This window comes from Sutcliffiella horikoshii, assembly GCF_021991925.1.
GTDB classification, from domain to species: Bacteria; Bacillota; Bacilli; order Bacillales; family Bacillaceae_I; genus Sutcliffiella_A; species Sutcliffiella_A horikoshii_F.
This window is the reverse complement of record NZ_RXZI01000001.1, coordinates 526037-551817: the sequence shown is the minus strand read 5'-3', so window position 1 is coordinate 551817 and position 25781 is coordinate 526037. Positions and strand designations below refer to the sequence as shown.

Sequence of the window (25781 nt, the reverse complement as noted above, 5' to 3'; positions counted from 1 at the left end):
TCGCTTTCCTAGGGGCTGACGAGAGCCTCCTCGTCTTCGCCTGCGGGGTCTCCACCTATCGCTATCTCCCCCAGGAGTCTTCGTCCTGTGCTCCAATCAACAGCTATGTTATCCTTTATCATTATTCAAAGAATAGTCCGAAGAATTTTTTTACTTTGTTGCCTACTTTTTCTTCTTCGTTTACAGGCTTCGCTTGCTTTCCTTTTTGCTGAATTTGTTTTCCACTACGTTGTTTTTCAGGGTATTCGCTCGGTGCTGTTGTAGTTTCAATTTTTCTACCTTGTAGCTTTGCATTTTTATATGCAAATTGGATAAGTCCTACTCCTGTTGTATATTGAGGCTCTCTTACGCCAATATAGTCCGGAACAGCTTTTCTAACATTGTTGTTAAGTATCAATTGCGCCAATTCCAGTACGCCTGGCATGGAGACAACTCCACCGGTCAATACATACCCCCCTGGAATCTCGCGAACACCTAATCTCTTAATCTCATGTTGCACAAGCTCGAAGATTTCTTCCATTCTTGCTTCAATAATATCAGAAATCTCAAGTTGGCTAAACTGTTGATGCTGATCGCTACCAATGATAGGTACACTGAACACCTCTTCATCAGAAGCATGATCATAAAATGCATGTCCATGTTTTTGCTTAATTTTCTCTGCGTCTTCCGTGGATGTGCGCAATCCTATTGAAATGTCTTTGGTGATATACTCTCCTCCGACTGGCAGGACACTTGTCGCTTTAAGGAAGCCATCCTCAAAAACGGCAATGGTAGTTGACCCACCACCAATATCCACCAGGGCCACACCTAGATTACGCTCATCCTTTGACAATGCGATTGATCCAGATGCAAGCGGCTGCAAGCAGATATCCGTAATTTCCAATCCAGCTTTCTCTACACAACGCAGTAAGTTATGTAAGACTGTTTTTGACCCTGTAATAATGGTACCTTCCATTTCAAGTCGAACACCAAGCATTCCTCTTGGATCATTAATTTCATCCAATCCGTCTACGATGAACTGCTTGGGGATACAGTCGATGATTTCCCTCTCAGGAGGAATGGAAAAGACCTGTGCGGCATCAATGACGCGTGCTATGTCTTCATCCCCTATTTCCCTGTTTTCACTTGAAACGGCAACCACTCCATGGCAATCCTGAAGTTGAACATGGTTTCCGGTGACACCAACCACCACTCTATTGATTGGCATCCCTACCATTCTCTCAGCTTGTTCAATCGCCTTGTTAATGGAATGAACAGTTTCATCTATGTCTACTATAGATCCTTTTCTTAATCCTGTTGATTTTACATTACCGACTCCAATTATATTTAAAGTATCATTCACCATTTCTCCAATGATTACTTTAACACTGGATGTACCGATGTCCAAACTGACGTATATTTCATTGCTGTTCATTCTATGGCACCTCCTTCTAATCCTAAAAACAACCAATTATTTAAGAACAACATCTGAAAAAACATATTATATTAGAAAGTATTCCACAAATATGATGTTTTCCCTTTTTTAAAATCATTTTTTTTCGTTTTTTTCTTTAGAAAGCGACCATTTGGATAATAATATTCTTCTTATCACTGCAATGTTTTGGAAAAGCCTTACTCCAAAGGCGAAAACGGCAGCTAAATATAAGTCTACACCAAGATGTACGCCTAGAAAAGCTAAACTTGCAGCAAGGAGGATATTAAAGAAAAACCCGGATACAAATACTTTATCATCATAATTGTTTTGCAGGTGTGCACGTATTCCACCAAACAAAGTATCCAGAGCAGCCAGCACTGCAATTGATAAATAATTGGAATATTCATCAGGCACCCGGATTTCCGAATAGAGCCCCAAAACAATTCCTATGATCAACCCAAGGAGAGGAAGCCACATCGTTAGTCCCCCTCCTTCCCAGCTTTAACCGGTTCCATGAACTTCACACGAATTTGTTCGTCATAAGCAGGGACGGTTACTTGATTGATAGGCGTGGAAACTTCCAATAGCAGGTTTTCTATGGCGAATTCATCCATCGCCCTTGATACTTGCAATCTGTTATAAAGCTTTGTTGGATCGCTCGTTATCACAATGATTTCGAAGTTTGCATTAGGTATCCAAGCATTATTCACTTTCGTACGGCCATTTATTTCACGGATGACCGTATTACTGACAACCCGTTGATTTGCAATGCTTATTTCCTCTACACCATAGGAATTCAGTTCATTTACAAATCTCCTCAGAAGATCAGCAGAGATATTACCCTGTACATTTCCAATTATATCTTCATCAAACAAAGGTTTGATTGTCATCTTTATGCCCGGTCCACTCATTTCTGTTAACCCTGCTTCTCTTTTAAGTTCTTCCAAGGTTTCCCGAACGATATTTTCTTTGGATTCATCCCGTTCTTTGGAATACTCTTGTAGCATTTTATCGTATTTCCTGATTTCCTGGATTATCTGAGACTGAATTTCCTGCTCACGATTCAAATCACTTCGAAGCTGCCAAGTATCCCGTGTGTCACGTATAATTGGTTGCTTTACCGTTTGAAACTGGATGGCAATCATCAATCCGACAATAACTGTTATGATAGTAAAACTGAATTTACGTTTGTCCAACTTGTACACCTAACCTTACTAAACAGTAGTATGCATTATAGTCACTACTGCTGATGTCCTTTCAACAGAGATTATCGAATAACAGGGTCAAGCACTACCAGGTCCTTCTTCTGGATTTTCACTGTAATATTGTCGGCAATCAACTGGTCCTTCACACCGCCAAGTATATTAAGTGCCGGTATCAATACGTCAGAATCACCAATGGCGGAAATGACGAAGGGAGCGGGGTATTGATTCCCATCTATCGTTATGACAGGACCATTACAAATGACATAAGAATCCTTCGTAATCCTTTGTCCGTTTATGGCGATTGCAGCAGCGCCTGATATAAACATTTCGTTCATCACCTTGAATACGTGGCTTTCATGAACAATATAATTATTAATATTTTCCTCAGAAGGGACGTAGGAGGCGTCAGCCAACGTTACCTCCACCCCTTCTCCCTGGACTTTGACATTACCATTGTACATTCTAAGCTTGTCCACATCCTCTACTAGGTTAAATAGTAGCTGTTCTCCAGTGGCAAGCTCTTCTTCAATGGTTTGTACTGCCTCTTGTTTTTCTTGAAGCTCTAATTGCAGCTCCAAGTTTCTCTCTTCCGTTCTGATCAGGGTTTCCCTTATTGCTCGATCACGTTGCCATTGTCTGTCTGTGCCCAAGACTTCTTCCTCTTGTGTAAGTTGATACGAATATGACACGATAAAACCAAGGACAAGACATACGAAAGATAAGACAACATGCTTACCTGTCACTTTCATCTGTTACTTCCTCTTCCTCTCCAGCTGTTTCATACGGCTTGAAAAAAGTACCTACCTCCAAGTTGATGACTCCCTTAACCGACGGGTCCAATTGTTCAACGATAGAAGGGTAGGCAAGCATTTTGCTCGAGAAGTCCCTTACGGTCGCGGTGACCTCAAAGCCATCATTCATAAACATGGTGATATGATAAGGATCGATGTCAGACGGAGTATGATGTATCTCCGAGATGGAATAGATGATGGATTCCGGTAATTTGATCAGCTCCACAATGAAGTTCTCGACCATTTCTCCATTTTTCCAATTCATCATGAGTGGTGCATCATCAGGAAGAGCATCCTCATCGTCCATAACAGAAAGCATTTTTCCGTTCTCCATTACTGGATAATAATTTCCGCTTTCATATATATATGCAACCCGTTTATATTCTTCAATGCTGATTTCAACACTATTTGGAAACTTCCTTTGAACTTCAGCTCCGGAAATTTCTTTATGTTGCTGAATCATTTCAGCAACGGTCCCTTCATTCACTCTCCAGATGCTTGTCTCTTTTGTAATCTCACTTAATTTAATGACTTCATCTTCCGTCACATGCACATTTCCATCTACTGTGATCCCGGAAACCTTGCTCAATGAAGATTGCGAGTAAATAATCAAAAACAATAAAATGAAAAATAAGGACAGATATATAACCAATCTCCTGTTTGCCTTTTGCTTTCTCTGCTGTTTGATTTTAGGTACACGATCTTCTAACGTCAGTACTTTCCCTTTTTCCATTTAAGACTTTTTCACCCCACCGCGCGCCATTGGGCATCGCTGTTATTATGCATAGATTTTCTAGCATAATTATATCATATGTGGGGTGAAAAATACGGAAAATATCTACTATTTTCTTCCTATAATTTCAACCTCTGTTTCGAGTTGAACATTGTCTTCCTCGAGGATTGTCTTCTTGATATATTCAATCAGGTCCAAGACATCTTGCGCTTTTGCTCCTCCATCATTAACGATGAAATTGGCATGCATATCGGAGACTTTCGCTCCCCCTATCTTATAGCCCTTTAGACCCGCTTTTTCAATAAGCTGTCCTGCATAATTTGGAAGTGGATTTCTGAAAATGCTTCCCGCACAAGGGTAGTTGAAAGGTTGGGTGTCCCTGCGATAGTCTTTATTCTTTTGGAGCAGGGCGACAATCTCCTCCCTGTTTCCTTCCCCTACATTCAGCACTGCTTCAAGGCAGATGCCTGGCCTTTCTTTTTGTAGCAGGGAGGTACGGTAGGAAAACTTTAATTCTTCTGCGGTAAGCCATTCCATCTGTCCATCCTCAAACAGTATATGGGCTTTTTTCAGTACTTTTGACATGTCTGATCCATGGGCGCCAGCGTTCATATAGACCGCCCCTCCGACTGTTCCAGGGATGCCTGCTGCGAACTCAAGATTAGAAAGTCCTTTTTTACTGATGATGGTCACAAGCTTTATCAAGGAATAGCCGCCGCCAACATGGACTTCATTCTCTTTCAACTCCATATGATCCATGCCAGCTCCAAGCTTGATGACGACTCCTTCGATTCCAAGATCTGAAACCAACAGGTTAGATCCACGTCCGATTGCTGTCCACTTCACATCATGATGATGGATGATTTTCATCGTTTCTTGCAGCATTTCCAGGCTCTTCGGTTCTACCAGTACATCAGCGGGTCCACCGATTTTCATGGTCGTATGATTCGCCAATGGTTCTTTCGTAAGGACTTTACCTACTTCCTTATCTTTTAATTCCTTTACTAATTGTTCCAATATAAAATCCTCCTAAATCCACGTTCATATAGCAATTTTCATAACCTTTTAAAAGTAGGAAAATAAGACATCGTTTCATTGTAGTCCTGAACTGATACTACCTATAGTATGCATGTTGAATAGTAACGGTACATCAGCCTACAAGATTCAATTATTTGATATCTGGTTCATGACAATTATGTAATTAGTATAAAAAGGACTATATTTATGTACCCGATTGTACCTATATCCTAAACCTGCTTTTGTCATTAAGGCAAATTTTCTTAGACTGAAATTCCTTGTTATGAAATAACATTGCACAAATATTTATCGCACAATACTTTAATAGTATATCCCTTGTTAAAGATGTGCAACGAATATTAGTTATTGTAATGAAATTTTTATTTTTTGTCATATAATGTCCAGTATTGTAATAGAAAAGCCGACCCACAAAGGATCGGCTCTAGACTGTCGAAAAACTATTAATTAGTTAGTTAGGGTAACTGTTGAAACAGTTGATCTCCGTTTCAGGAGCTTCGCTTTCCGCGGGCGGTCCGGAAGCCTCCTCAGGCTACGCCAAGGCCACTGAAAAAGTAATGAATGTTAATAATCTGGTTAACACCGCTGTTAATCTCCGCAAACGGCTTCGCTTTCCGCGGGGCGACCTTTAGCCTCCTCGAGCTGCGCCCTGCGGGGTCTCAAGATTGTCGCTATCCCCCCGCAGGAGTCTGCGCCAATTGCTCCAATTAACAGCTAGAAATCATTTGAACGATAAGTTATTGGGTTTTTCAGTGGCCTCGGCTACGCCTTGCGGGGTCTTCCCTGTCCCTTCGTCCCGCAGGAGTCTCAGCTCCTTACACTGCAATCAACTAGAGATTTTTATCAATTTTGACCTTTGTCTATACACTCAAACTGACCCACGAAAATCAATATTTTGCGTATCTACTAATATTTAAAAGAACGCCTACAGCAAGTAACATGAGAGTTAAGGATGAACCACCGTAGCTTAGGAACGGAAGGGTTATTCCGGTAACAGGCATGAGTCCCGTCACCACCCCTACATTGATGATAACCTGAATGGCGATCATCGCAATGATTCCAACTGCCAAAAAGCTACCATACAGATCAGGTGCCCCCAATGCAATCCTTATCCCTCGCCATAACAGAAGAGCAAAAAGAAGAACGACAAATGATCCCCCGATAAAGCCAAGTTCCTCTGCAAGGATGGCGAAAATAAAATCCGTCTGGGGTTCTGGTAAATAGAAGAATTTCTGTCTGCTTTGACCAAGCCCAAGTCCCAGAAGCCCCCCTGGTCCTATAGCATACAAGGATTGAATGATTTGAAACCCACTTCCCAAAGGATCTTCCCAAGGATTTAAAAAAGAAGTGATCCGCTTTATTCGATAAGGAGCGGATAAGACAAGAACAACGAATCCGGCCACACCAATGAGCCCAAGCCCCACAAAATGACTGATTCTCGCACCAGCAACATAAATCATGACAATACAAGTCCCGACCATTACAGTTCCGGTTCCTAGGTCGGGCTGCAACATGATCATCCCAAAGGCCAAGAAGACAAGCGAAAGACTTGGAACCAATCCTTTTTTAAAGGAAGTGATTTTCTTTTGATTTTCACTTAGATATTTGGCAAGAAAGGCGATCATCGCAATTTTCATAAATTCCGATGGTTGAACGGAGAATGCTCCCACCCCGATCCAACTTCGAGAACCATTTCGTTCCATCCCTATTCCTGGAATCAATACAACGACTAGCAGGAAGAAGCAAACAAGAATAATGAGCTTTGCCCAGGTTCTCCAAGTCCAATAGTCCACATTCATGATAAAGAACATCGCAACTACACCTAATCCGGCAAAGAGCAGTTGCCGTTTGGCAAAGAAGAAAGTGTCCTGAAACTTGTAATCAGCCCATACCGCACTTGCACTGTACACCATGATAAGTCCGACCGCTAGCAAGGTCAAGGTGGTCAAGATTAATATTATGTCCGGGGTTGATCGCTTATTTGCCAACGTGAAACACCTCTACTACATATATTAGGGCAGTTAGATGTGCACGTATAAACTACATCCTCAAATGTTAGCCAAAAAAAGGCCTTGTCCGTATGCAGCCCTCCTTATCGGAAGGAGCTATCAGAACAAAGCCTCTTGAACATGTGGCCAAGCCCTTATTTAAGCTTATGCACGGCGTCAATAAAAATGTCTCCTCGTTGCTCAAATGTTTTATATTGATCCCAACTCGCACAGGCAGGTGACAATAGAATAACATCTCCGCTTTCAGACATCTCATAGGCAACCGTTACGGCTTTTTCCACATTATCGACATGTTTTATTTGTTTTATTCCAGCAGTAGTAGCTGTTCTTTTTAATTTTTCCGCAGTTTCACCAAAGGTTACAAGGACCTTGACATTTGCAAGGTAAGGAAGTAGTTCGTCAAATTCATTTCCGCGATCAAGCCCTCCTGCAAGCAGGATGACATTTTCGCCAAAGGACGAAAGTGCTTTTTGTGTTGCCAGTATGTTTGTTGCTTTTGAATCATTATAAAAGCGTCTTCCCTCTATTTCCCCAATGAATTGCAATCGGTGCTTTACACCGGAGAAGTTGGAAAGCACATCTTGGATGGCTTTATTGCTAGTGCCACTAAGTTTCACAGCAGCAACCGCGGCCAATATATTTTCTAGATTATGCTTGCCCGGAAGTACGATATCCTCAATCGCCATCACTTTCTCTTCTTTAAAGCAAACGAAACCATCTTCTATATACGCCCCATCGACTTTAGTCGTTGTGGAGAAAGGAACAAGTGAAGCGCTAATCCCTTCAGCAAGCCTCATCACTTGGGTATCATCTGCATTGACCACTGCCAAATCATCACTGGATTGATTCTTGAAGATCCTTGCTTTTGCTTTAGCATACTCATCAAGTGTTCCGTGATAATCCAGATGTGCTTCAAAAATGTTCAACAGTACGGATATCTTAGGATGGAAAGTGTCAATTCCCATCAATTGAAAGGAGGACAATTCCGTAATCATTATATTTTTTTCAGATGCTTCCTGTGCTACCTCGACGGATACTTTTCCGATATTTCCTGCAATTAGAGGGAATTTTTGATCCGCAGCTAGCATTTCATCAATCAAGGTAGTGGTTGTCGTTTTTCCATTGGAACCGGTGATACCAATAAAAGGAGCTTCACTGATTTGATAAGCAAGTTCCACTTCTGTTAAAACGGATATGCCCTTTTGGATTGCAAGTTCCACTAACGGATTACTATAAGGGATGCCGGGGTTTTTAAACACAACATCTATCCTTTGGTCAAAAATGCTTGCAGGATGGCCTCCGCATACAACCTCCATTCCTTTGGATTGTAAATACTGAGCCTGCTCATTTCCTTCCAATGGGCTTCTGTCGTTCACAATTACATTTGCACCTAGTTTATGTAATAGATCAGCAGTTGCCGTTCCACTTTTGGCTAATCCAAGAACAAGGACATTTTTACCTTTGTAATGGTTGATTTGTCTCATATTAGATCCACACCTCTAAATAAATTCCAAGCATTGCGCATAATAGTCCAACCGTCCAGAAGGTTACGACTACTCTCCATTCGGACCAGCCGACAAGTTCATAATGGTGATGAAGCGGGCTCATTTTGAAGACCCTTCTCCCTGTTGCTTTAAAGGAAATAACTTGGATGATGACGGATAGTGTCTCGATAACGAAAACCCCACCTATTATAATCAGGATGATTTCCAGTTTCAGCAATACTGCTACCGTCGCAATGGCACCACCTAGCGCGAGAGAACCTGTATCTCCCATAAACACTTTTGCGGGATGTGCATTGAACACTAGGAAACCAAGTAAAGCACCTACAACTGCTACAGCGAAGATGGATACCTCAAACTGTGATTGAAACCATGCCAATACGGCAAACGCACCGAAAGCTACTGCCGCTGTACCTGATACCAATCCATCAAGCCCGTCGGTCAAGTTGACGGCATTAGAGAACCCAACCAACCAGAAAATAAGGAATAGGACATAAAAGAATCCCAATTCAATAGAGATGCTTGTTCCGGGTAAAGATACCGCAGTGGAAAATTCAAACTGTACAAAAACAAAATAGAATACTACTGCAATGACTATTTGCCCAATCAATTTTTGCAAGGACGTCAATCCAAGATTTCTCTTTAAAACTACCTTGATAAAGTCATCCAAGAATCCAAGTAGACCATAACCTACCATTACAAAGAGCAATAAATAAGTTTCTACAGATGTTTCTGCGAACTGGCCTGTGATAACAAGTGTCGTAATCGCAACAGACAGAAGGATCATGATTCCACCCATAGTCGGGGTGCCTGTTTTCTTTTGGTGGGATTGCGGTCCCTCTTCCCTGATACTTTGACCGAACTTCAGTCTGCGCAGGAAGGGAATAAAAATTGGTGATACTAGTACAGTAATTAAAAAAGACATAACGATAGCAAATAAAACAACCTGTTGTTCCATCGTTATTCCCTCCTCTCTTCATTTCATGATTATAGGTATTATCACAGACCAAACATGAACTCCTCGATCTTTGGAGCCCCTGTAATGGAGAATGATAATACCTTTAGTTGGACTTTGGAATTCTTTCCGAATAGAAAAAATTAAAAGATATACCAAAAGTAAATTTTATAGGTTTTTCACCCACATGAAAATACTTTTTTTCATCTTTTTAAATTTTCTTATGAAATCGAAACTATTTTAATGTCTTTTACTCATTAAATGGGATAACGGGTGACAAAAGAAATAGTTAATTATGTGGATACACACCTTAACAGTCTATGAGCTTTTCTTTGCTTGTATGGCTTCCAGAGCAATTTTTCTATCATCAAATTCAAGCACCTTGTCACCGATGACTTGGTATGTTTCATGTCCTTTTCCAGCAATAAGGACGATATCCCCTGTTTTTGCCAGTCCAATTGCCTTGAAGATTGCCTTCTTACGATCCTCCACAATCTCATAAGCAAGATCAGGCACTCCGGATTTCATGTCATTAAAGATCTGTATCGGGTCTTCAGAACGCGGGTTATCCGAAGTGAAGATTGCCTTGTTTGCATAGTTCACCGCAACAGCTGCCATTAATGGACGTTTTGTCCGGTCCCTATCCCCACCGCAACCGACTATGCAATAAATATCGTTATTTGAAAGCTGCTTGGTGGTCTTCAATACATTTTCCAAACTATCCGGTGTATGGGCGTAATCCACTATGACTGTAAAGTCCTGCCCCCCTTCGATCGCTTCAAACCTTCCCGGGACACCTGACATCTGTTCCACCACCGGAATGATGGTCTCCATGGGAATATTGGACACATAACTGGCAGTAATGGCAGCAAGAACATTATACACACTGAATTGGCCCACCAATTTCAATTGGATGGGAATACATTTATCATCGTACATTAAATCAAAGGAAGTTCCCTTTGCAGTTGTCACCACATTTTTGGCCATCATATCACATTTTTCATGTATGCCATAGGTGACAACCTGTGCTGCTGTTGCACGCCTAAAAAAATCACTTGAAGCATCATCAGCATTTAATACAGCATATTTCGGTTTAGTAAGATTATAGGTGTTACCTAAAGAAGAGAATAACAGGGACTTAGCAAACTGATATTCTTCCATTGTTTTATGATAATCCAAATGATCCTGTGAGAGATTGGTGAATACAGCGACATCAAAGTCACATCCAAACACCCTTCCCATATGGAGTGCATGGGAAGATACCTCCATCACCACCGTATCCACCTTGTTTTCCACCATTTGGTGAAAGGATTCCTGAAGGGTCAAAGCATCAGGAGTGGTATTCTTCACAGGGTACGTTTTATTTCCTATTTTCATATTAATGGTACCGATCATGCCGGTCTTCTGCTGATGACTTTGAAAAATAGACTCTATAATGTGCGTGGTAGTGGTTTTTCCATTTGTACCAGTGACACCGATCAAGTGAAGCTTATGAGTAGGCTGGTCAAAAAAAACATCTGCTAAAATTGCCATTGCCCTCATGGTATCTGGTACCACTATCACTGGAACAGGTAGGTTCATCTTTTTTTCGGAAATGATGGCTACGGCACCTTTGGCCACAGCATCTTTGGCAAATTGATGCCCATCTACCGTGTACCCTTTGATACAAAAAAATAAACTCCCTTCGATGACTTTACGGGAATCCATAACAATCGAAGATATTTCAAGATCATACTCAGAGGACACTTCATATCGGTGAAGATGGTGAATAAGTTGCTGAAGTTTCATGCGAATCAAACCCCTTTGGCATACTTGGAGACTAAATGCCTGATGTCTTAAGAGAAAAGGCTTCTATCTTAATAAAGTTGCAAACAGGACATACAGATGCCTTATCACCATTCTATCCTATTTAGGAAAATTAAACCAAGCCGACATAAGAATAAACTCTCTTCACCTACTCACAACAGATTTTCTGAAGAAGAAAAAACAGCATTTCTTCTTCAGGAAACCCAATTGTGATCAGAACAGAATCACTCTTCATCCGTACCGCTTTTACCAGCCATATATACCCTGACAGTGGACCCCTCCTCCACTTTTGTGCCAGGTGCAGGCGTCTGTTGCACAACTGTATCTCCCTCACCACTAATATCAAGCTTAAGAGTAACCAGCTGCTGAAGAAGTTCTTTTCTTGTCATCCCTTTAAGGTCAGGAACTTCCACAAGCGGGACATCCGGCCATTTCAATTCTTTTTCAATTTGACCTTTTCTCTTTTCTATCCCTAATGCATTTAGGCTATCTTCCATTATATTCCCGACAATCGGCGCTGCTACAACCCCACCGAATTGGATGGTCCCCTTGGGGTTATCTACAGCTAAGTACACCACAAGCTGAGGGTCGTCCGCCGGAGCGACACCTATGAAGGAAACGATATGATTGTTTTCCATATATCTTCCGTCCTTAACCTTTTGTGCAGTTCCAGTTTTACCTCCAACTCTGTAGCCCTCCACAAAGGCGTGTCTACCTGACCCTTTAGCGACGACACTCTCCAATGCATACCGAACCTGGGCAGATGTATCTTCCGATATAACTCTTCTCTTTTCTACAGGAGTCTTTCTCGACACCACCTCTCCCGTTACCGGGTCCACAAATTCTTTAGCGATATAAGGTGTGTAGAGGATGCCGCCATTCACCGCTGCCGCGACAGCTGCCACCTGTTGGATCGGGGTGACAGATACCCCTTGACCGAATGCTGTCGTAGCCAATTCCACTGGTCCCACACGCTCTGGTTTGAATAGAATTCCTTTCCCTTCACCAGCCAAGTCAATCCCAGTTTTCTCTCCAAAACCGAAAGACTTAATATAGTCAAAAAGTGTATCTGTTCCTAGACGTTGACCGAGCTCGACAAACCCAGGGTTACAAGAATTCTGGACAACTTCTAGGAACGTCTGATGTCCATGCCCTCCTTTTTTCCAACAGCGCAGCCTTGCTCCATCAACCATAGCGGCACCGCTATCATTGAACGTGTCATTCTGTAAGTTGACCTTGTTTTCCTCCAAGGCCGCTGCAAGGGTTATGATTTTAAATGTGGAACCAGGCTCATATGTACTCCATACAGGCAGGTTCCTATTATAAATTTCAGGCGCTACATCTTGGAATTGTGCCGGATCAAAATCAGGTCTGCTCGACATTGCCAAGATTTCACCTGTTTTTGGATCCATTGCGATGGCAATGATACCATCTGGATTGTACAATTCCTGTGCCAGATCTAACTCCCTCTCTATGATCGTCTGTACTTTTGAATCAATGGTCAGCTTTAGGTCCAAGCCATCTTGTGGAGCTTCATAATCATCTGGAATATCAGGCATTCTTCTTCCCTTAGCATCAGAATAAAATTGCACATAACCTTTTTCCCCTTTTAATTGTTCATCATAATAAAGTTCGAGTCCCATCAAACCTTGATTATCAATACCGGCAAATCCTAGTACATGGGAAAGATAGCTTCCGAATGGATAGTGACGCTTGGAATCCTCGGCAATATAGACGCCCTTTAATCCTAGTGCTCTGATTTCCTTTGCTTTTTCGTGAGAAATCTTCCTTCCTTCCGGATTGATTCTTTCCATTGAAGAGCTCTTGGTAACAAGCTTGTACACCTTCTCCTTGGACATATTCAGGACTGCTGCTAATTTTTCAGACGTTTCATTGGGATCTTTAATTTGTCTTGGTACAACTAGGACAGTTGGAGCACTCATGTTCGTTGCAAGAGGAACTCCGTTTCGATCAAGAATTTCACCGCGCTCTGGCTCAAACGGTATGTTCCTGCTCCAGGAATCCTTCGCACGATCTGTCAACATATTCCCCAGTGCAAATTGGACATAGCCAAGACGCAGATCTATGATGCTAAAAAGTAGTATTCCTACAAGAAGTACAATGGTCAACCTTCTCCGAACCGTCACATGAGAAACACGCATGTCATATGAACCCCCTTTAATATTCGTAGTAATATATGCTTGTACGATGGGGGTTAGAACTTGTACAAGACCCTTTAATCATTCCTGTATCGTTACCAAGTAAATAAAAAAGTTGCAATGTAAAAAGGGAAAAGCCCCTTTCACAATGCAACTCCATGATCATTAACTATCGTCTTCTTCTGTCGTTTCCTCTTCTTGCTCTCCCTCTGTTTCCCCTTCAGGTTCAGTCTCTTCTGTCTGTGGTAAAGGTCGGTTGGATCCTAACTCGACGACAAGACTGTTTCCATCTTCGACAGGTGTCCCTGGCATGATGTTCTGTTTTTGCACATAACCATTGCCCGTTATGTCTGTTTGAAGTCCGAGAAGGTTGGCAATTTTCCGGACATCCCTCAAGCTCCATCCTGTCATGTCAGGTATCGGAGGTGATTCTTCCGTTAGTAACATAATCTTTTCCCCTTTTATGACTTCCCTGCCAGCTTTTGGGGTCTGCTTCAATATTCTAGTTCCCTCTCCAACCACCACATAATCCGGAGCCTGTGTCCCAGAAGAGATTTCTTGAACTGTTTTCCCTACTAGGTTAGGAACCTTCACGCCGACTTTTTTCTTCTTCGGTGCAGATTCTTGTGTTTCATCAGGTTGGATGCTCAAATATTGTAAACTCCTTCTCATGACCGAATTGAATACCCCGGAAACCGGCCCCGCACCATTTTCATGCTGAGCAATTTTCGGTTTTTCCACCGCAACATACATCAAAAGTTCCGGATCATCAGCAGGTGCCATCCCAGTGATGGAGTAGATGTACTCTCCATGTCCGGACAAATATCCACCAGGACCAGGTATCTGTGCCGTCCCCGTCTTGGCTGCCACACTGTAGCCCTCAATGCTATAAGGGCGACCTGTACCATTTTCCGAGCTTACCACTGACTCCATGATGTCCAGGACTTTATGTGCCGTACCCTCGGAAATAGGCTTGCCTTTTTGCTTTGGTTTGTTCTCAAGAATCACTTCATTCGTGTTTGGATCCACTATCTTATCAATCACATATGGTTGCATCATCTTGCCGTCGTTTGCAATCGCAGTTGCTGCTTGAATCTGTTGAATGGGTGTAAATGCTGATCCTTGACCGAATGCGGTGGAAATCCTGTCACGATAGTAATTGTAGTTAATATTACTAGTCGTCTCATCTGGCAGGTCAATCCCCGTAGGTTTATCCATTCCAAATGCCTGGATATACTCCAGTAACGTATCCGTTCCCATTCTATCCGCGAGCAGGGCAAATGCCACGTTAGAGGATCGTTGAACCCCTTCATCAAAGCTTATCATGCCCCATCCAGACCTGTTATGGTCATAAACCGGAACAGGGTCGTTCGGTAATGAATAGGAGCCAGATTGATACATTTCAGATCCATTGTAAACTCCTTCTTCAATGGCAGCAGCCAAGGAGAAGATTTTCATGGTGGATCCAGGTTCATATCTATAGGATATCGCGTCATTGTTCCAGTTGTCTGTCAGCCCTTCTCTTGTATTCAAATCAAAAGTAGGCCTTGATCCCATGGCGAGGATTTGACCCGTTTTGGGGTCTGCGACAATTGCAATGATCCTTTCCGGTTTATATTCCTTTGCTACAGTGTTCATCGCTTCTTCCAGAAAAGTTTGGATGGTTTTATCCAATGTCAGATGAACATTATTCCCGTTCATCGCTGGGACATAGGATACGTCCGAATTCATGGATAGCTTGATTCCTTTGTTGTCTGTTTTTACAGCCAAGGAACCGTCCTGCTCCTTCAATTCTTCCTCAAGCATTTTCTCAAGTCCTGTAACGCCGCTTACTTCGCCATTGTCATTGGCCCTTGCAAAACCGACAACATGACTAGAGAATTTTCCATTGAAATAAAATCGTTTAGATCCCTCGATGAAGCCGATTCCAGGTAACTTCATGTCTTCGATTTCCTGTTTGACAGATAAAGGTAGATCTCTCCCTATCGCCCCGAATTCTACCTGTTTACTGTCTCGCATCAATCTTTCGAGAATCTCGCTTCGGTCTGCTTCCAAGACATCCGCAAGTTTTGTAGCGGTTTCTTCTGGATTTACCACATGACGTGGTTTCTCTTCATTCGTTGTCAACGATTCGTCCAACACAGCAACTAAATTGAAAGAAGGAGTATCCTCTGCAATTGGATCACCACTTCTGTCGTAGATAGCTCCTCGTGTTGCGCTGATTGTCTTATTAACATTATATCTCTCGCTTGCTTCATCAGAAAGGTTATGTCCGTGTGCCTCTCCTGTCGCTTGAAGGTAGAAAAAACGCCCAATCAATAGAAAAAAGAGCAACGCAAAAAATCCGAGTAAGATTGCTGCTCCCAAGTGAATTCTCTTTTTTTGAACGATATTATGTGTACTCATTAGTTCCCTATGTTCTTCACATTATTTTCATTTAATGTAAGGCCTAGGTTTTTTGCTTTTTCCAGGATGACTTCATAGCTGCTTTCTTCTGCAACCCGAAGTTCCAATTCACGGTTTTTCTTTAATTGAGATTCTACTGATCCTTCAAGCGTTTGAATTTCACTGTTGACATGGTAAATACCCACATGATTTGATACAACATGGATGGAACCGAAAGCGAGCATCCCGATAAACATGCAGCCAAGCACTTTTTCCCCAAGTGTTATTTTAGCCCGCTTCTTAACAACTAATTGCCTTTTAGGTGACTGCTGTTTACGCTCTTCATGTTGCCTCTGAATTTTATGAGCTAAATTACTCATTCCCTTTCCCCCTAGTCTACATTTTTATTTTATTTAGTCTTTCGCTTTTTCCGCGATTCTAAGCTTTGCCGACCTTGCACGATTGTTGGCTTCTAGTTCATCCTCACTAGGTAATATCGGTTTCCGTGTGATAAGTTTTAGTGTCGGTTCATATTCCTTTGGTATGATTGGGAGCCCAGGTGGAAGTTCGGGCAATTGACTTTTTTCCTTAAAGGCTACTTTACACATTCTGTCTTCAAGTGAATGGAAAGTGATGACACAAACCCTTCCGCCCGGTCTAAGAACTTCAATGGCCTGATGGATGGCATCTTCAAAAACTCCCAGTTCATCATTGACCGCGATACGAATTGCTTGAAATACCCTTTTCGCAGGGTGTCCGCCTGTTCTTCTTGCGGGGGCGGGTATCCCATCCTTGATGATTTCCACTAATTCCAGTGTTGTCTCAATAGGTTTTGCTTTTCGATATTCTTCAATTTTTCTCGCAATTTGCTTAGAAAACTTCTCTTCCCCATATTGAAAGAAAATGCGAACTAATTTTTCGTATGGCCACTCATTGACAACATCATAGGCACTAAGCGGACTGTCGGTATCCATTCTCATATCAAGTGGTGCTTCGTGGTGATAACTGAACCCTCTTTCTGGAGTATCCAGTTGTGGAGAGGATACCCCAAGGTCGAACAACACACCATCGACCTTTGTAATTCCCTGCTCGTACAATTTCTCTTTCAAGTGCTTGAAGTTGCTCTTAATGAAAATGACCCGGTCCAGATAGTTATGTAACACACTCTTTGCATGTTCTAAGGCATGGTCATCCTGGTCAAAAGCAATTAATCTCCCTTTGTCGGATAGCTGTTTCACAATTTCGGAACTATGTCCTGCTCCCCCTAGGGTACAATCCACATACGTCCCATCTTCCTTGATTTGAAGGCCATCAACTGCTTCGTTTAATAAAACGGTAACGTGGTGAAACATATTCCACCGCCTTTCTAGCTCTTAGCTGTTTTTCTTAGGTGCTGCAAATTCTTTTCTATCGGTATTTTCCCACCGACCATTTTGTTTTATCCAAGCTGTCCTAGTATTCGTTGTAATGTAATCCCTTTTATAAGTCAAAATCCACGAGGTTTTCTGCAATCTCTGCGAAGGAGTCTTCTGAATCCTCCACAAACATATTCCAGTTTTCCTTGCTCCAGATTTCAATTCTATTAGATACTCCGATCACGACACATTCTTTTTCAAGCTGTGCATATTGGACAAGCGGAGTGGCGATATTCACACGCCCCTGTTTATCCAACTCACACTCTGAAGCCCCAGAAAAGAAAAAACGTGTAAATGCACGGGCATCCTTTTTAGTAAGTGGTAGTTGTTTCAGTTTGTCTTCAACTGTTTTCCATTCAGTGAGAGGATAGCCAAATAGGCATTTATCGAGGCCTCTGGTAAGAACAAAGGTTTCACCTAAATGATCACGGAATTTCGCAGGCACAATCATACGCCCTTTTGTATCGATTGTATGATTATATTCCCCCATGAACATTTGGCTCTCCCACCTTTCTTCTACTTTCCCCCACAATCCCCCACTTCTCTCCACTTACTTTATTGTACTATTCTCTTCCCTAAAAGAAAATCCTTTAAGCCTACTTTTTTTTCGTTTTTCATCTTTTTACAACATTTTTTGACAAAAGGACGAATTTCGTTCATACATGGCTTTTTTTGACTTCAATTAAACATATTTACCTACCATTCTTCATCGTTTGTTCCAATACGACTAACTATATTTATTTCCGTGTCATAAAAAGAAAACAAAAAAACAGCGGCAAAGATGCCGCTGTCTGACTGTTGACAAACCCTAATAATCTTTAGATTTGTATTTAACTGTTGATTTTCGTTCCAGGCGCTTCGCTTTCCTGTGGGCGGTCCGGAAGTCTCCTCGGGCTACGAATACGCTACTGAAAAAGTCTATAAATTTAAATGTAGCTTAGACACCGCTGTTGATTTCCGAAAAAGACTTCGCTTTCCTAGGGGCGCTGCTGAAGCCTCAGCCTTTTTCTCCAATCACCAGCTAGAAATCATTTAAGTACATGAGATTCCAGTTTTTCAGTGGCTTCGGCTCCGCCCTGCGGGGTCTTCCATGTCCTTTCCTCCCGCAGGACAAGGAATACTTCGACAGTGATTCATCGCACGAAGAAAATGCGTTAGCATTTTCGGGGAGTCTTCGCTCCTTCCACTGCGATCAAGTAGATACTTTTATCATGGTTAGAATTTGTCTACACACTGTCAGAGGAAAAATTGCCGCTGTTCTTAAAGTTTTATTATTTTATGTTTTCCGTTGTGCTTTAATGGGAGCTCACATAGGCGTTGTACAAAATCCAGGCCGTATCTGTTCAGGAAGTAGCAAATATTCCATACCCTTTCCTGTGGCATGCCCTTAGGCAGCAAAGCAAGCTCGACACGTTCATATTTCTTCATTACTGTCTCATGCTTTTCATATGCAGATCTTTCTATCAATCGATGGATATAGGAGAATTGTTTATCAATCAGGTTCCAATTCTTTTCAAATGCCGGTTTCATATGTGGCAAAGTCTCGTTTCCTACTTCCCGGAACTTCCCGTGTACATCTTTGTACTGCTCCTTAAATGATGACAAGGTCTCCTCAATTGATTGTAGTTCCTGCTTATATAGCCACGCTTTACGCTTTTCTTCCAGCCCATCTTGCAACACATCCTGAACTGGTTCCCCAAGCTCTTCCATTGTACTTTCAATATGCCGCTCCAACAAAGTCAGGGAAATCCTCGGAATGACAGGGGGCATTTCTAATTCCACAGAATGGAAACATCGCCCCAACTCAGCCCAATAACTGATTTCTCCCGGTCCGCCAATAAAGGCAAGGGACGGGAAAAGGAACTCTTGCATTAGCGGTCTAGTCACCACATTATTGGAGAAATTCCAAGGCTCTTCTTCCACCTGTTTTTCTAATTGTTCCATCGTAAACTCCCGCTTAGAATCCTTTGCATAAGCCAACTGCTTCTCTTCATTCCAGTAAAGGAGTTCGCGATCCCCATGATGGTGAGTAAATAGGTTCATGGATTCATCATCCACTTCCAACATCGGGGAAAATCCCTTCTCTTTCAATTCTTTTTGGGTTTGGAGGATTCCTTCACTGATCTCTTCATGGTGGATCAATACCTTCTGCATATAGGGTGTCTCCAATTTTCTGAGGGAAGGATCGGAGGCATTTACCAGTACGAGCCCAGTTCCCTGGAAGAGATGTGTAATCATGCTTGCAAACACATCCACAAAGGTGGTAGATGAATCGATATCCCGCATCAACACATCCTTGAGGTCTGTTGTAAAGGACGTCTCGCCAAATGAGTTGATCACATCAAGCATCCAGGACTTCAAGTTTTCTTTGTCATACTCTAGGTCAGACACCATTTTTTTACCAGCTTCCTTTAAACGGAACACATGCTTTTCAATGTCACTCCCTTTTGGAAAATGTACATGGTTTATTTCTTGGAAGTCATGATCTTCTCCGGCAATCCAGAATACTGGTATAACCGGAACACCCATGATAGATTCCTGTTCTTGCGCAAGCCTAATAATACTTACTATTTTAGAAATAGTGTAGACTGGTCCGGTCAACAAACCAGCCTGTTGTCCACCAATTACGACGAGGGATTCTTTCTCTTTCAATTTTTCAATATTATGTAGAGTATGGCTGTCCGCATCAAACTTTTTATTAAATTCCAACAGATGATCCGCAAGCTCTTTTCTTCTGAAGTTCCTGACTTCCAATCTCTTCTTTCTTTCGGTGAATGAAGACTGGGAAAAAGGATTATATGTAAAAAAGGGGAGGATACTCTCCTTTTGGTGTATATAAGCGGATGAAAATTCATTGATAGTAGGGAGCATAAATTCTACTACATTCATAAAGGTACTTCCTTTCTGATTCGTTCATATATGAGTATATCTTTATGAGTATAGCATTGATTTCCAATGATTCAAAAAAACTTGCTTACGCAAATGTTTCATAAACTCTTTTAATGACACCAAAGACCGCCAGGCAGAAATAGGCGAAAGAAAAGAGCAGAAAATTACATCGCCAAAACCCTTTAAGTACCTTTAGAAAATGTATCTCTTCTTTTATTTTATAATGCAGAAGAACCATAATGGTGGCAATGGCCAGTAGGACTGTTAATATCACCCAAAAGAGGGATTGTTCCCATATGATGAGGATGAGGAAGTGCACCGCTAATATAAAGAAAAAGGTGGAGGTGTCGATGGCAACGTGGAAAGATCTTTTATTATTTTTAGTTACGAACCGCGCAATGATGTAGAACATGATTAATGCTAAAATAGGTACCGTCACGATTGTAGCGAGCGTCCCAACGATAAATCCAGTCATTTTCATCTACCTCTTTCGCATACCTGATTATTTGGAATGAACCTGAAGCCCTTTAACAGCTTGATAAATAAATTCTGTTACAGGTACCGATTTTCCTTTGCGCTTTGCCATTTTTCTTATGTAACCTAAAATGGATTCTATTTCTGTCTGTCGGCCTTCTTTTATATCCCGCTCCATGGAAGACCAGTTTTCTGCTGTTTTTTTACATATGCTGCAAATATGTTCCCACATTTCTTCTTTTTTATCTTCTTTTAATAGAAAGCTGATTTCTTCATATAAGATTTCCATCGTTTTTTGATAGTAAGGATTTGTCAAGAGGGCTCCGTTTCTGACATGGTAAATGGCGGTGAGTGGGTTGATAACGGCATTTACCAATAACTTCTCCGTCATCATGGAATGATAGTCATCGCAAATTTCTACTGGAAACGAGTTGCCAAGGTGCTCTTCCCAATTATTTATGAATTCTTTCGGATATGGATGAAGCGGTTTCTCATAGAATGCTATTTTTGTTAGACCTTTTCCGGTCCAATCGATACGATAATCATTATTTTTCTTCACACCATGCTCCACTACCCCAAGTAAAATAGAGGGATTGCTTATCTTTCCTAGGACTTCTAAATGAGACATCCCATTTTGGAGAAACAAGACCGTTTGCTTCTTTGTGCAATCTTTAAGTGTGGGAAGAATGCCTTGGATGGCATATTGTTTTACTGCAACCACAATAACATCTTCATTTGGTTGAATTTTTTTGTTCCATTGTAGGAAGTTAATCTCCCTTTCCGCCACATCATCAGACATGGAGACCCCATACTTTTCTAGCAACTGCAACTGCTCTCTTCTATTGACGTATAGAGTGACTGGAAAGGCTTTGGATAATTGAAAAGCATATAGAAGGCCGATTGCACCTCCACCGATAATCCCAACTTTCATATGGACCCCTTCTTTATACCTATTTTTTCTTATTGTACCAATTAATGCGTTTTGATTGTACTACTGTTTTTTGCATTTTAAAGTCCGCATGGTTTCAAATAATAAAAAACTACTCAGAATCCCTTAGAGAGACCTGAGCAGTTTTGACTTATTATACAGGATACACTGGATGCTTACGGTGACTGAATGTCATCTGCTTACTTGAATAGTAATGGAAACGGCTGATTAGTACTTCACGCAAATCTTTAGCAGGAACGATATCATCTACAATCATTTCCGAAGCAAGTTTATAAATATCAATGTGTTCTTTGTATTCCTGATGTTTCTCCTGAACAAAGGCAATGCGTTCTTTCGGGTCTTCAATCTCATTTATTTTATTGGAATAGACCGCATTCACTGCCGCTTCCGGTCCCATAACTGCTATTTGCGCAGTAGGTAGGGCAATACAGCAATCTGGTTCGAACGCTGGTCCGGCCATGGCATAGAGTCCTGCTCCATATGCTTTCCTTACCACCACTGAGATCTTTGGCACAGTTGCTGAACTCATCGCCGCAATGAGCTTGGCACCATGACGAATGATTCCGGCACGTTCCACTTTTGTACCAATCATAAATCCTGGAACATCCGCAAGGAAAAGTAATGGTATATGATAAGCGTCACAAAGCTGAATGAATTTGGCTCCCTTATCGGCCGAATCAACGAACAGTACCCCGCCTTTTACTTTCGGCTGGTTAGCAATGATGCCGACCACTTTTCCGTCCATTCTGGCAAAGCCAGTAATAAGTTCAGGAGCGAAAAGCTTTTTAATTTCAAAAAAACTGTTGGCATCAATCAGTTGATCGATAGCTTCATACATATCAAAAGGCGCATTCTGATTTACAGGGATAATATCAGTAAGCGATCTTCCCTCCTTCGGGCTGACAGCATCCACCTCTTTGGTTTTTTCCTGATAGCTCCCCGGAAAATACTCAAGATATTTGCGCGCCTGCTGAATTGCCTCTTCTTCCGTCGCAGCAAGAACATCGCCACAGCCACTTACTGAACAGTGCATTCTCGCCCCACCCATTTCCTCAAGGGTTACCTTTTCGCCGATAACCTTCTCCGCCATACGTGGGGACCCTAAGTACATGGATGCATTTCCGTCCACCATCACGACAATATCACAGAAGGCAGGAATATATGCACCTCCTGCTGCAGAAGGGCCGAATAACAGACATATCTGTGGAACCATCCCAGATAGTTTTACTTGATTGTAAAATATTTTCCCTGCTCCACGTCGGTTTGGGAACATATCAAGCTGATCAGTGATTCTTGCTCCAGCAGAGTCTACCAAATATAGGATTGGCACCATAAGCTTTTCCGCTGTTTCTTGGATGCGGATGATTTTTTCTACGGTCCTTGCTCCCCATGAGCCGGCTTTGACAGTAGAGTCATTGGCCATTACGCACACTTTCTGGCCATTAATTTTTCCGATTGCAGTAACTACTCCATCAGCCGGAAGTCCCTTTGCCTTGTTGTTGGCAAAAAGACCATCCTCCTCGTACTGTCCATTATCGAATAATAATGCCAGTCGATCACGGACAAACAGCTTGTTCTGCTCTTTTAACTTTTCATGATATTTTTCACTGCCACCACGTTTTATCGTTTCAACCGTCTCTTGAAATTCTTGTTCAAGATCATTTGTTGTTTTAATCATCTCGTTTCCCCGCTTTCTCCTCAACGTTGTAAAAGACTATTCCAACTCTAGCAGCACATCTCCATCGTTTACGAATTCGCCTTCTGCCGTATGAAGGACAGAGATCTTCCCATCCATCATCACTTCTACAGGGATTTCCATTTTCATGGATTCCAATATGATGACTGTCTGACCAGCTGTTACTTCTTCCCCCACTTCAACTAAAACCTTCCAAACTGTACCTGCCATAGACGCTTCAATTTTTTTCATGATTTTTTCCTCCTGATTTCTTGTTGTAATAGTTAGATGGTAATAGGTTTCATGTTTTGTATGAAGCCTGTATGATAATTCCCCGAAATAAACTCTTCCGTTTCAAGTGCATGAATTAAGAAAGGTAGGTTTGTTTTTATTCCTTCCACAGAAGCATTCCTCAAATAATTTAAGGATTTATCTATCGCTTCTTCCCTCGTATCACCTGAGATGATTATCTTGGCGATCATCGGATCATAGAACGGCGTGACTTTTAAATCTGGTCCGTAGCCACTGTCGATACGTACCCCTTCTTCAACAGGTAGGTGCCATTTTGTTATAAGTCCCGGTGAAGGAAAAAACTTTACTGGGTCTTCTGCATATAGACGGAATTCTATGGCATGACCAGTGCTTGTAATTTGATCCTGTTGTAACGGAAGAGCCTTCCCGCTCGCAACCAATAACTGCCATTCGACGAGATCCAGCCCAGTGATACATTCAGTGATTGGGTGTTCAACCTGCAGTCTTGCGTTCATTTCAAGGAAATAGAAGTTTTCTTCTTCATCCATGATGAATTCCACTGTTCCTGCATTCTTGTAATTCACTTCTTTCGCCGCCAAAACAGCAGCCTCACAGATTTTCCTTCTCGTTTCTTCACTTATTGCAGGGCTTTGCGCTTCCTCGATCACTTTTTGATTACGTCTTTGGACAGAGCAATTTCTTTCAAACATATGTACAACATTCCCATGTGCATCCCCGAAGATTTGCACTTCTATATGTTTGGCGTTACCCACATATTTTTCAACGAACATATCTTCATTTTTAAAATATGCTTTTGCGCGCTTTTTGGTTTGTTCGAATGTATTTTCAATATCCTTCCTGCTCTCACAGCGATGCATGCCAATTCCCCCGCCACCACCACTAGCCTTCAACATGACAGGAAACCCTATTTCTTCTGCAAGAGCACATGCTTCCTCCAATGTTTCAACAGGATGTTCTGAACCAGGAACTACAGGTACACCAGCTTGTATCATGGCTCTTCGGGAGGATAGTTTATCCCCCATCAATTTGATAACATCAACAGATGGCCCGATAAAGGTTAAACCGGCCTTTTGAAGTGCTTCCGAGAATTCCCCATTTTCTGATAGAAAACCATATCCCGGGTGGATGCCATCTACTTTCTCCTCTTTGGCAATCTCTAAGATTCGCCCTACATTCAAGTAGGATTTTTGAGGGGGTGCCTCCCCTACATGTCTTGCTACAGTAGCTTGTTGAACATATGGCATATCTTTATCAGCGTCTGAATATATAGCAACTGTTTCTACGCCTAATCGTTGACATGTTCGTATGATCCGTTCTGCAATTTCCCCTCGATTAGCAATCAGTATTTTCTGCATGGAGTTATCCCCTTTCTAAACAACTTGCATAATAAACCTCTCACAAACTACTATTTCTACATAATTCCTTGTATTCCTTCTTCTTTTGCAAACGCTTTCTAAAATTATTGCAGAATTTTTTGTTTTTTTGTTATATAATTAATATTAAAATAAACCATTTTACTTAATATGTATAGTGGTAAGCGCTTTAAAAGAGATTTACGAGGGGGAAATATGAGATGACCGTCAAAAAACTATCCATTAACTATAAAACACTGGAAGAATTCAAGCAGTTCAGGGAATATGGCATGCAGGAACTTTCCATGCTCGAAGACCTTCAGGACAATATCATTGAAAATGACAGCGAATCACCTTTCTACGGCATATATTATGGTGAAAAATTAGTTGCAAGAATGAGCCTTTACCGCGTACCAAAAGAACTTGATAAATATTTCGAACCACGTCAAGATTATTTAGAACTCTGGAAGTTAGAGGTTTTGTCCAACTACCAACGCAAAGGATTTGGGAAAGAGCTAGTAGATTTCGCCAAAGGATTCGGCCTTCCGATAAAGACAAACCCAAGAATCAAATCTGCTGATTTCTGGAATAGAATGGGCTTCACTTCCGTTAACTATGACGTAGAGAGAGATTTAGGGGAAAATCCACTTGTATGGTATCCAGAAGGCGTAACTGCGCAAGAGAGGGCCTCACAATCTATAAACATTGACGAATCACTTTAAACAGGGTGATTTTTTATAAACAGAAAAAGGTGATTGCT

General features: G+C 41.7%; 22 protein-coding genes. 1 reads left to right on the top strand and 21 read right to left on the bottom strand.

Annotated elements, in window-relative coordinates; all coding sequences use genetic code 11:
* Window positions 1-121: 121 nt before the first annotated feature.
* The 21 genes from ftsA to EKQ44_RS02590 all read right to left on the bottom strand — a co-directional run bounded on the left by ftsA (window position 122) and on the right by EKQ44_RS02590 (window position 25024).
* Window positions 122-1414, bottom strand: coding sequence for a cell division protein FtsA (gene ftsA / locus EKQ44_RS02690; protein ID WP_237661971.1), 1293 nt, complete (start codon window positions 1412-1414; stop codon window positions 122-124).
* A gap of 114 nt (window positions 1415-1528) precedes the next feature.
* A complete protein-coding gene (locus EKQ44_RS02685) occupies window positions 1529-1891 on the bottom strand; it encodes a small basic family protein (RefSeq protein WP_047970782.1) in 363 nt (120 codons plus the stop codon).
* A gap of 2 nt (window positions 1892-1893) precedes the next feature.
* Window positions 1894-2619: a DUF881 domain-containing protein gene (locus EKQ44_RS02680; protein WP_237661970.1), complete on the bottom strand. Its 726-nt coding sequence runs from the start codon at window positions 2617-2619 to the stop codon at window positions 1894-1896.
* Window positions 2620-2681: 62 nt separating this feature from the next.
* Window positions 2682-3368 carry a DUF881 domain-containing protein gene (locus EKQ44_RS02675; protein WP_237661969.1) on the bottom strand — a complete coding sequence of 229 codons (687 nt, stop codon included), beginning with the start codon at window positions 3366-3368 and terminating at the stop codon, window positions 2682-2684.
* Window positions 3352-4143, bottom strand: coding sequence for a cell division protein FtsQ/DivIB (locus tag EKQ44_RS02670; protein ID WP_237661968.1), 792 nt, complete (start codon window positions 4141-4143; stop codon window positions 3352-3354). Before EKQ44_RS02670 ends, EKQ44_RS02675 begins: the two co-directional genes overlap by 17 nt.
* A 108-nt stretch (window positions 4144-4251) precedes the next feature.
* Window positions 4252-5160 (bottom strand): UDP-N-acetylmuramate dehydrogenase, encoded by a 909-nt coding sequence (gene murB / locus EKQ44_RS02665; RefSeq protein ID WP_237661967.1) that lies wholly within the window; start codon window positions 5158-5160, stop codon window positions 4252-4254.
* Between the two features lie 905 nt (window positions 5161-6065).
* Window positions 6066-7166, bottom strand: coding sequence for a stage V sporulation protein E (gene spoVE / locus EKQ44_RS02660; protein ID WP_237661966.1), 1101 nt, complete (start codon window positions 7164-7166; stop codon window positions 6066-6068).
* A 155-nt stretch (window positions 7167-7321) separates the two neighbouring features.
* A complete protein-coding gene (gene murD, locus EKQ44_RS02655; RefSeq protein WP_237661965.1) occupies window positions 7322-8671 on the bottom strand; it encodes a UDP-N-acetylmuramoyl-L-alanine--D-glutamate ligase in 1350 nt (449 codons plus the stop codon).
* Window position 8672: 1 nt separating this feature from the next.
* The gene (gene mraY / locus EKQ44_RS02650) at window positions 8673-9647 is read right to left on the bottom strand and encodes a phospho-N-acetylmuramoyl-pentapeptide-transferase (RefSeq protein WP_237661964.1); all 975 of its coding nucleotides are present in this window, start codon (window positions 9645-9647) and stop codon (window positions 8673-8675) included.
* A 315-nt stretch (window positions 9648-9962) separates the two neighbouring features.
* Entirely contained in the window at window positions 9963-11432 is a 1470-nt protein-coding gene (locus tag EKQ44_RS02645; protein ID WP_237661963.1) for a UDP-N-acetylmuramoyl-L-alanyl-D-glutamate--2,6-diaminopimelate ligase, read from the bottom strand.
* Between the two features lie 242 nt (window positions 11433-11674).
* Window positions 11675-13612: a stage V sporulation protein D gene (locus EKQ44_RS02640; RefSeq protein ID WP_237661962.1), complete on the bottom strand. Its 1938-nt coding sequence runs from the start codon at window positions 13610-13612 to the stop codon at window positions 11675-11677.
* 162 nt (window positions 13613-13774) lie between these two features.
* Window positions 13775-15976, bottom strand: coding sequence for a penicillin-binding transpeptidase domain-containing protein (locus EKQ44_RS02635; protein WP_237661961.1), 2202 nt, complete (start codon window positions 15974-15976; stop codon window positions 13775-13777).
* Window positions 15977-16014: 38 nt separating this feature from the next.
* Entirely contained in the window at window positions 16015-16374 is a 360-nt protein-coding gene (ftsL, locus tag EKQ44_RS02630; protein WP_237661960.1) for a cell division protein FtsL, read from the bottom strand.
* A 33-nt stretch (window positions 16375-16407) separates the two neighbouring features.
* The gene (gene rsmH, locus EKQ44_RS02625) at window positions 16408-17346 is read right to left on the bottom strand and encodes a 16S rRNA (cytosine(1402)-N(4))-methyltransferase RsmH (RefSeq protein ID WP_237661959.1); all 939 of its coding nucleotides are present in this window, start codon (window positions 17344-17346) and stop codon (window positions 16408-16410) included.
* A 127-nt stretch (window positions 17347-17473) separates the two neighbouring features.
* Window positions 17474-17905, bottom strand: coding sequence for a division/cell wall cluster transcriptional repressor MraZ (gene mraZ, locus EKQ44_RS02620; RefSeq protein WP_237661958.1), 432 nt, complete (start codon window positions 17903-17905; stop codon window positions 17474-17476).
* Between the two features lie 764 nt (window positions 17906-18669).
* Window positions 18670-20298 carry a bacillithiol biosynthesis cysteine-adding enzyme BshC gene (bshC, locus tag EKQ44_RS02615; protein WP_237661957.1) on the bottom strand — a complete coding sequence of 543 codons (1629 nt, stop codon included), beginning with the start codon at window positions 20296-20298 and terminating at the stop codon, window positions 18670-18672.
* A gap of 85 nt (window positions 20299-20383) precedes the next feature.
* On the bottom strand, window positions 20384-20773 hold the full coding sequence (locus EKQ44_RS02610) for a DUF3397 domain-containing protein (protein ID WP_237661956.1): 390 nt from the start codon (window positions 20771-20773) through the stop codon (window positions 20384-20386).
* 27 nt (window positions 20774-20800) lie between these two features.
* Window positions 20801-21703, bottom strand: a complete 903-nt coding sequence (locus tag EKQ44_RS02605; RefSeq protein WP_237661955.1) for a 2-dehydropantoate 2-reductase — start codon at window positions 21701-21703, stop codon at window positions 20801-20803.
* 151 nt (window positions 21704-21854) lie between these two features.
* Window positions 21855-23399, bottom strand: coding sequence for an acyl-CoA carboxylase subunit beta (locus EKQ44_RS02600; RefSeq protein ID WP_237661954.1), 1545 nt, complete (start codon window positions 23397-23399; stop codon window positions 21855-21857).
* A gap of 36 nt (window positions 23400-23435) precedes the next feature.
* Window positions 23436-23648, bottom strand: a complete 213-nt coding sequence (locus EKQ44_RS02595) for an acetyl-CoA carboxylase biotin carboxyl carrier protein subunit (protein WP_237661953.1) — start codon at window positions 23646-23648, stop codon at window positions 23436-23438.
* Between the two features lie 32 nt (window positions 23649-23680).
* A complete protein-coding gene (locus EKQ44_RS02590) occupies window positions 23681-25024 on the bottom strand; it encodes an acetyl-CoA carboxylase biotin carboxylase subunit (RefSeq protein WP_237661952.1) in 1344 nt (447 codons plus the stop codon).
* Between the two features lie 218 nt (window positions 25025-25242).
* Between EKQ44_RS02590 and EKQ44_RS02585 the strand changes: the two genes are divergently transcribed.
* Window positions 25243-25743 carry an N-acetyltransferase gene (locus EKQ44_RS02585; RefSeq protein ID WP_237661951.1) on the top strand — a complete coding sequence of 167 codons (501 nt, stop codon included), beginning with the start codon at window positions 25243-25245 and terminating at the stop codon, window positions 25741-25743.
* The last annotated feature ends 38 nt before the right edge of the window (window positions 25744-25781 follow it).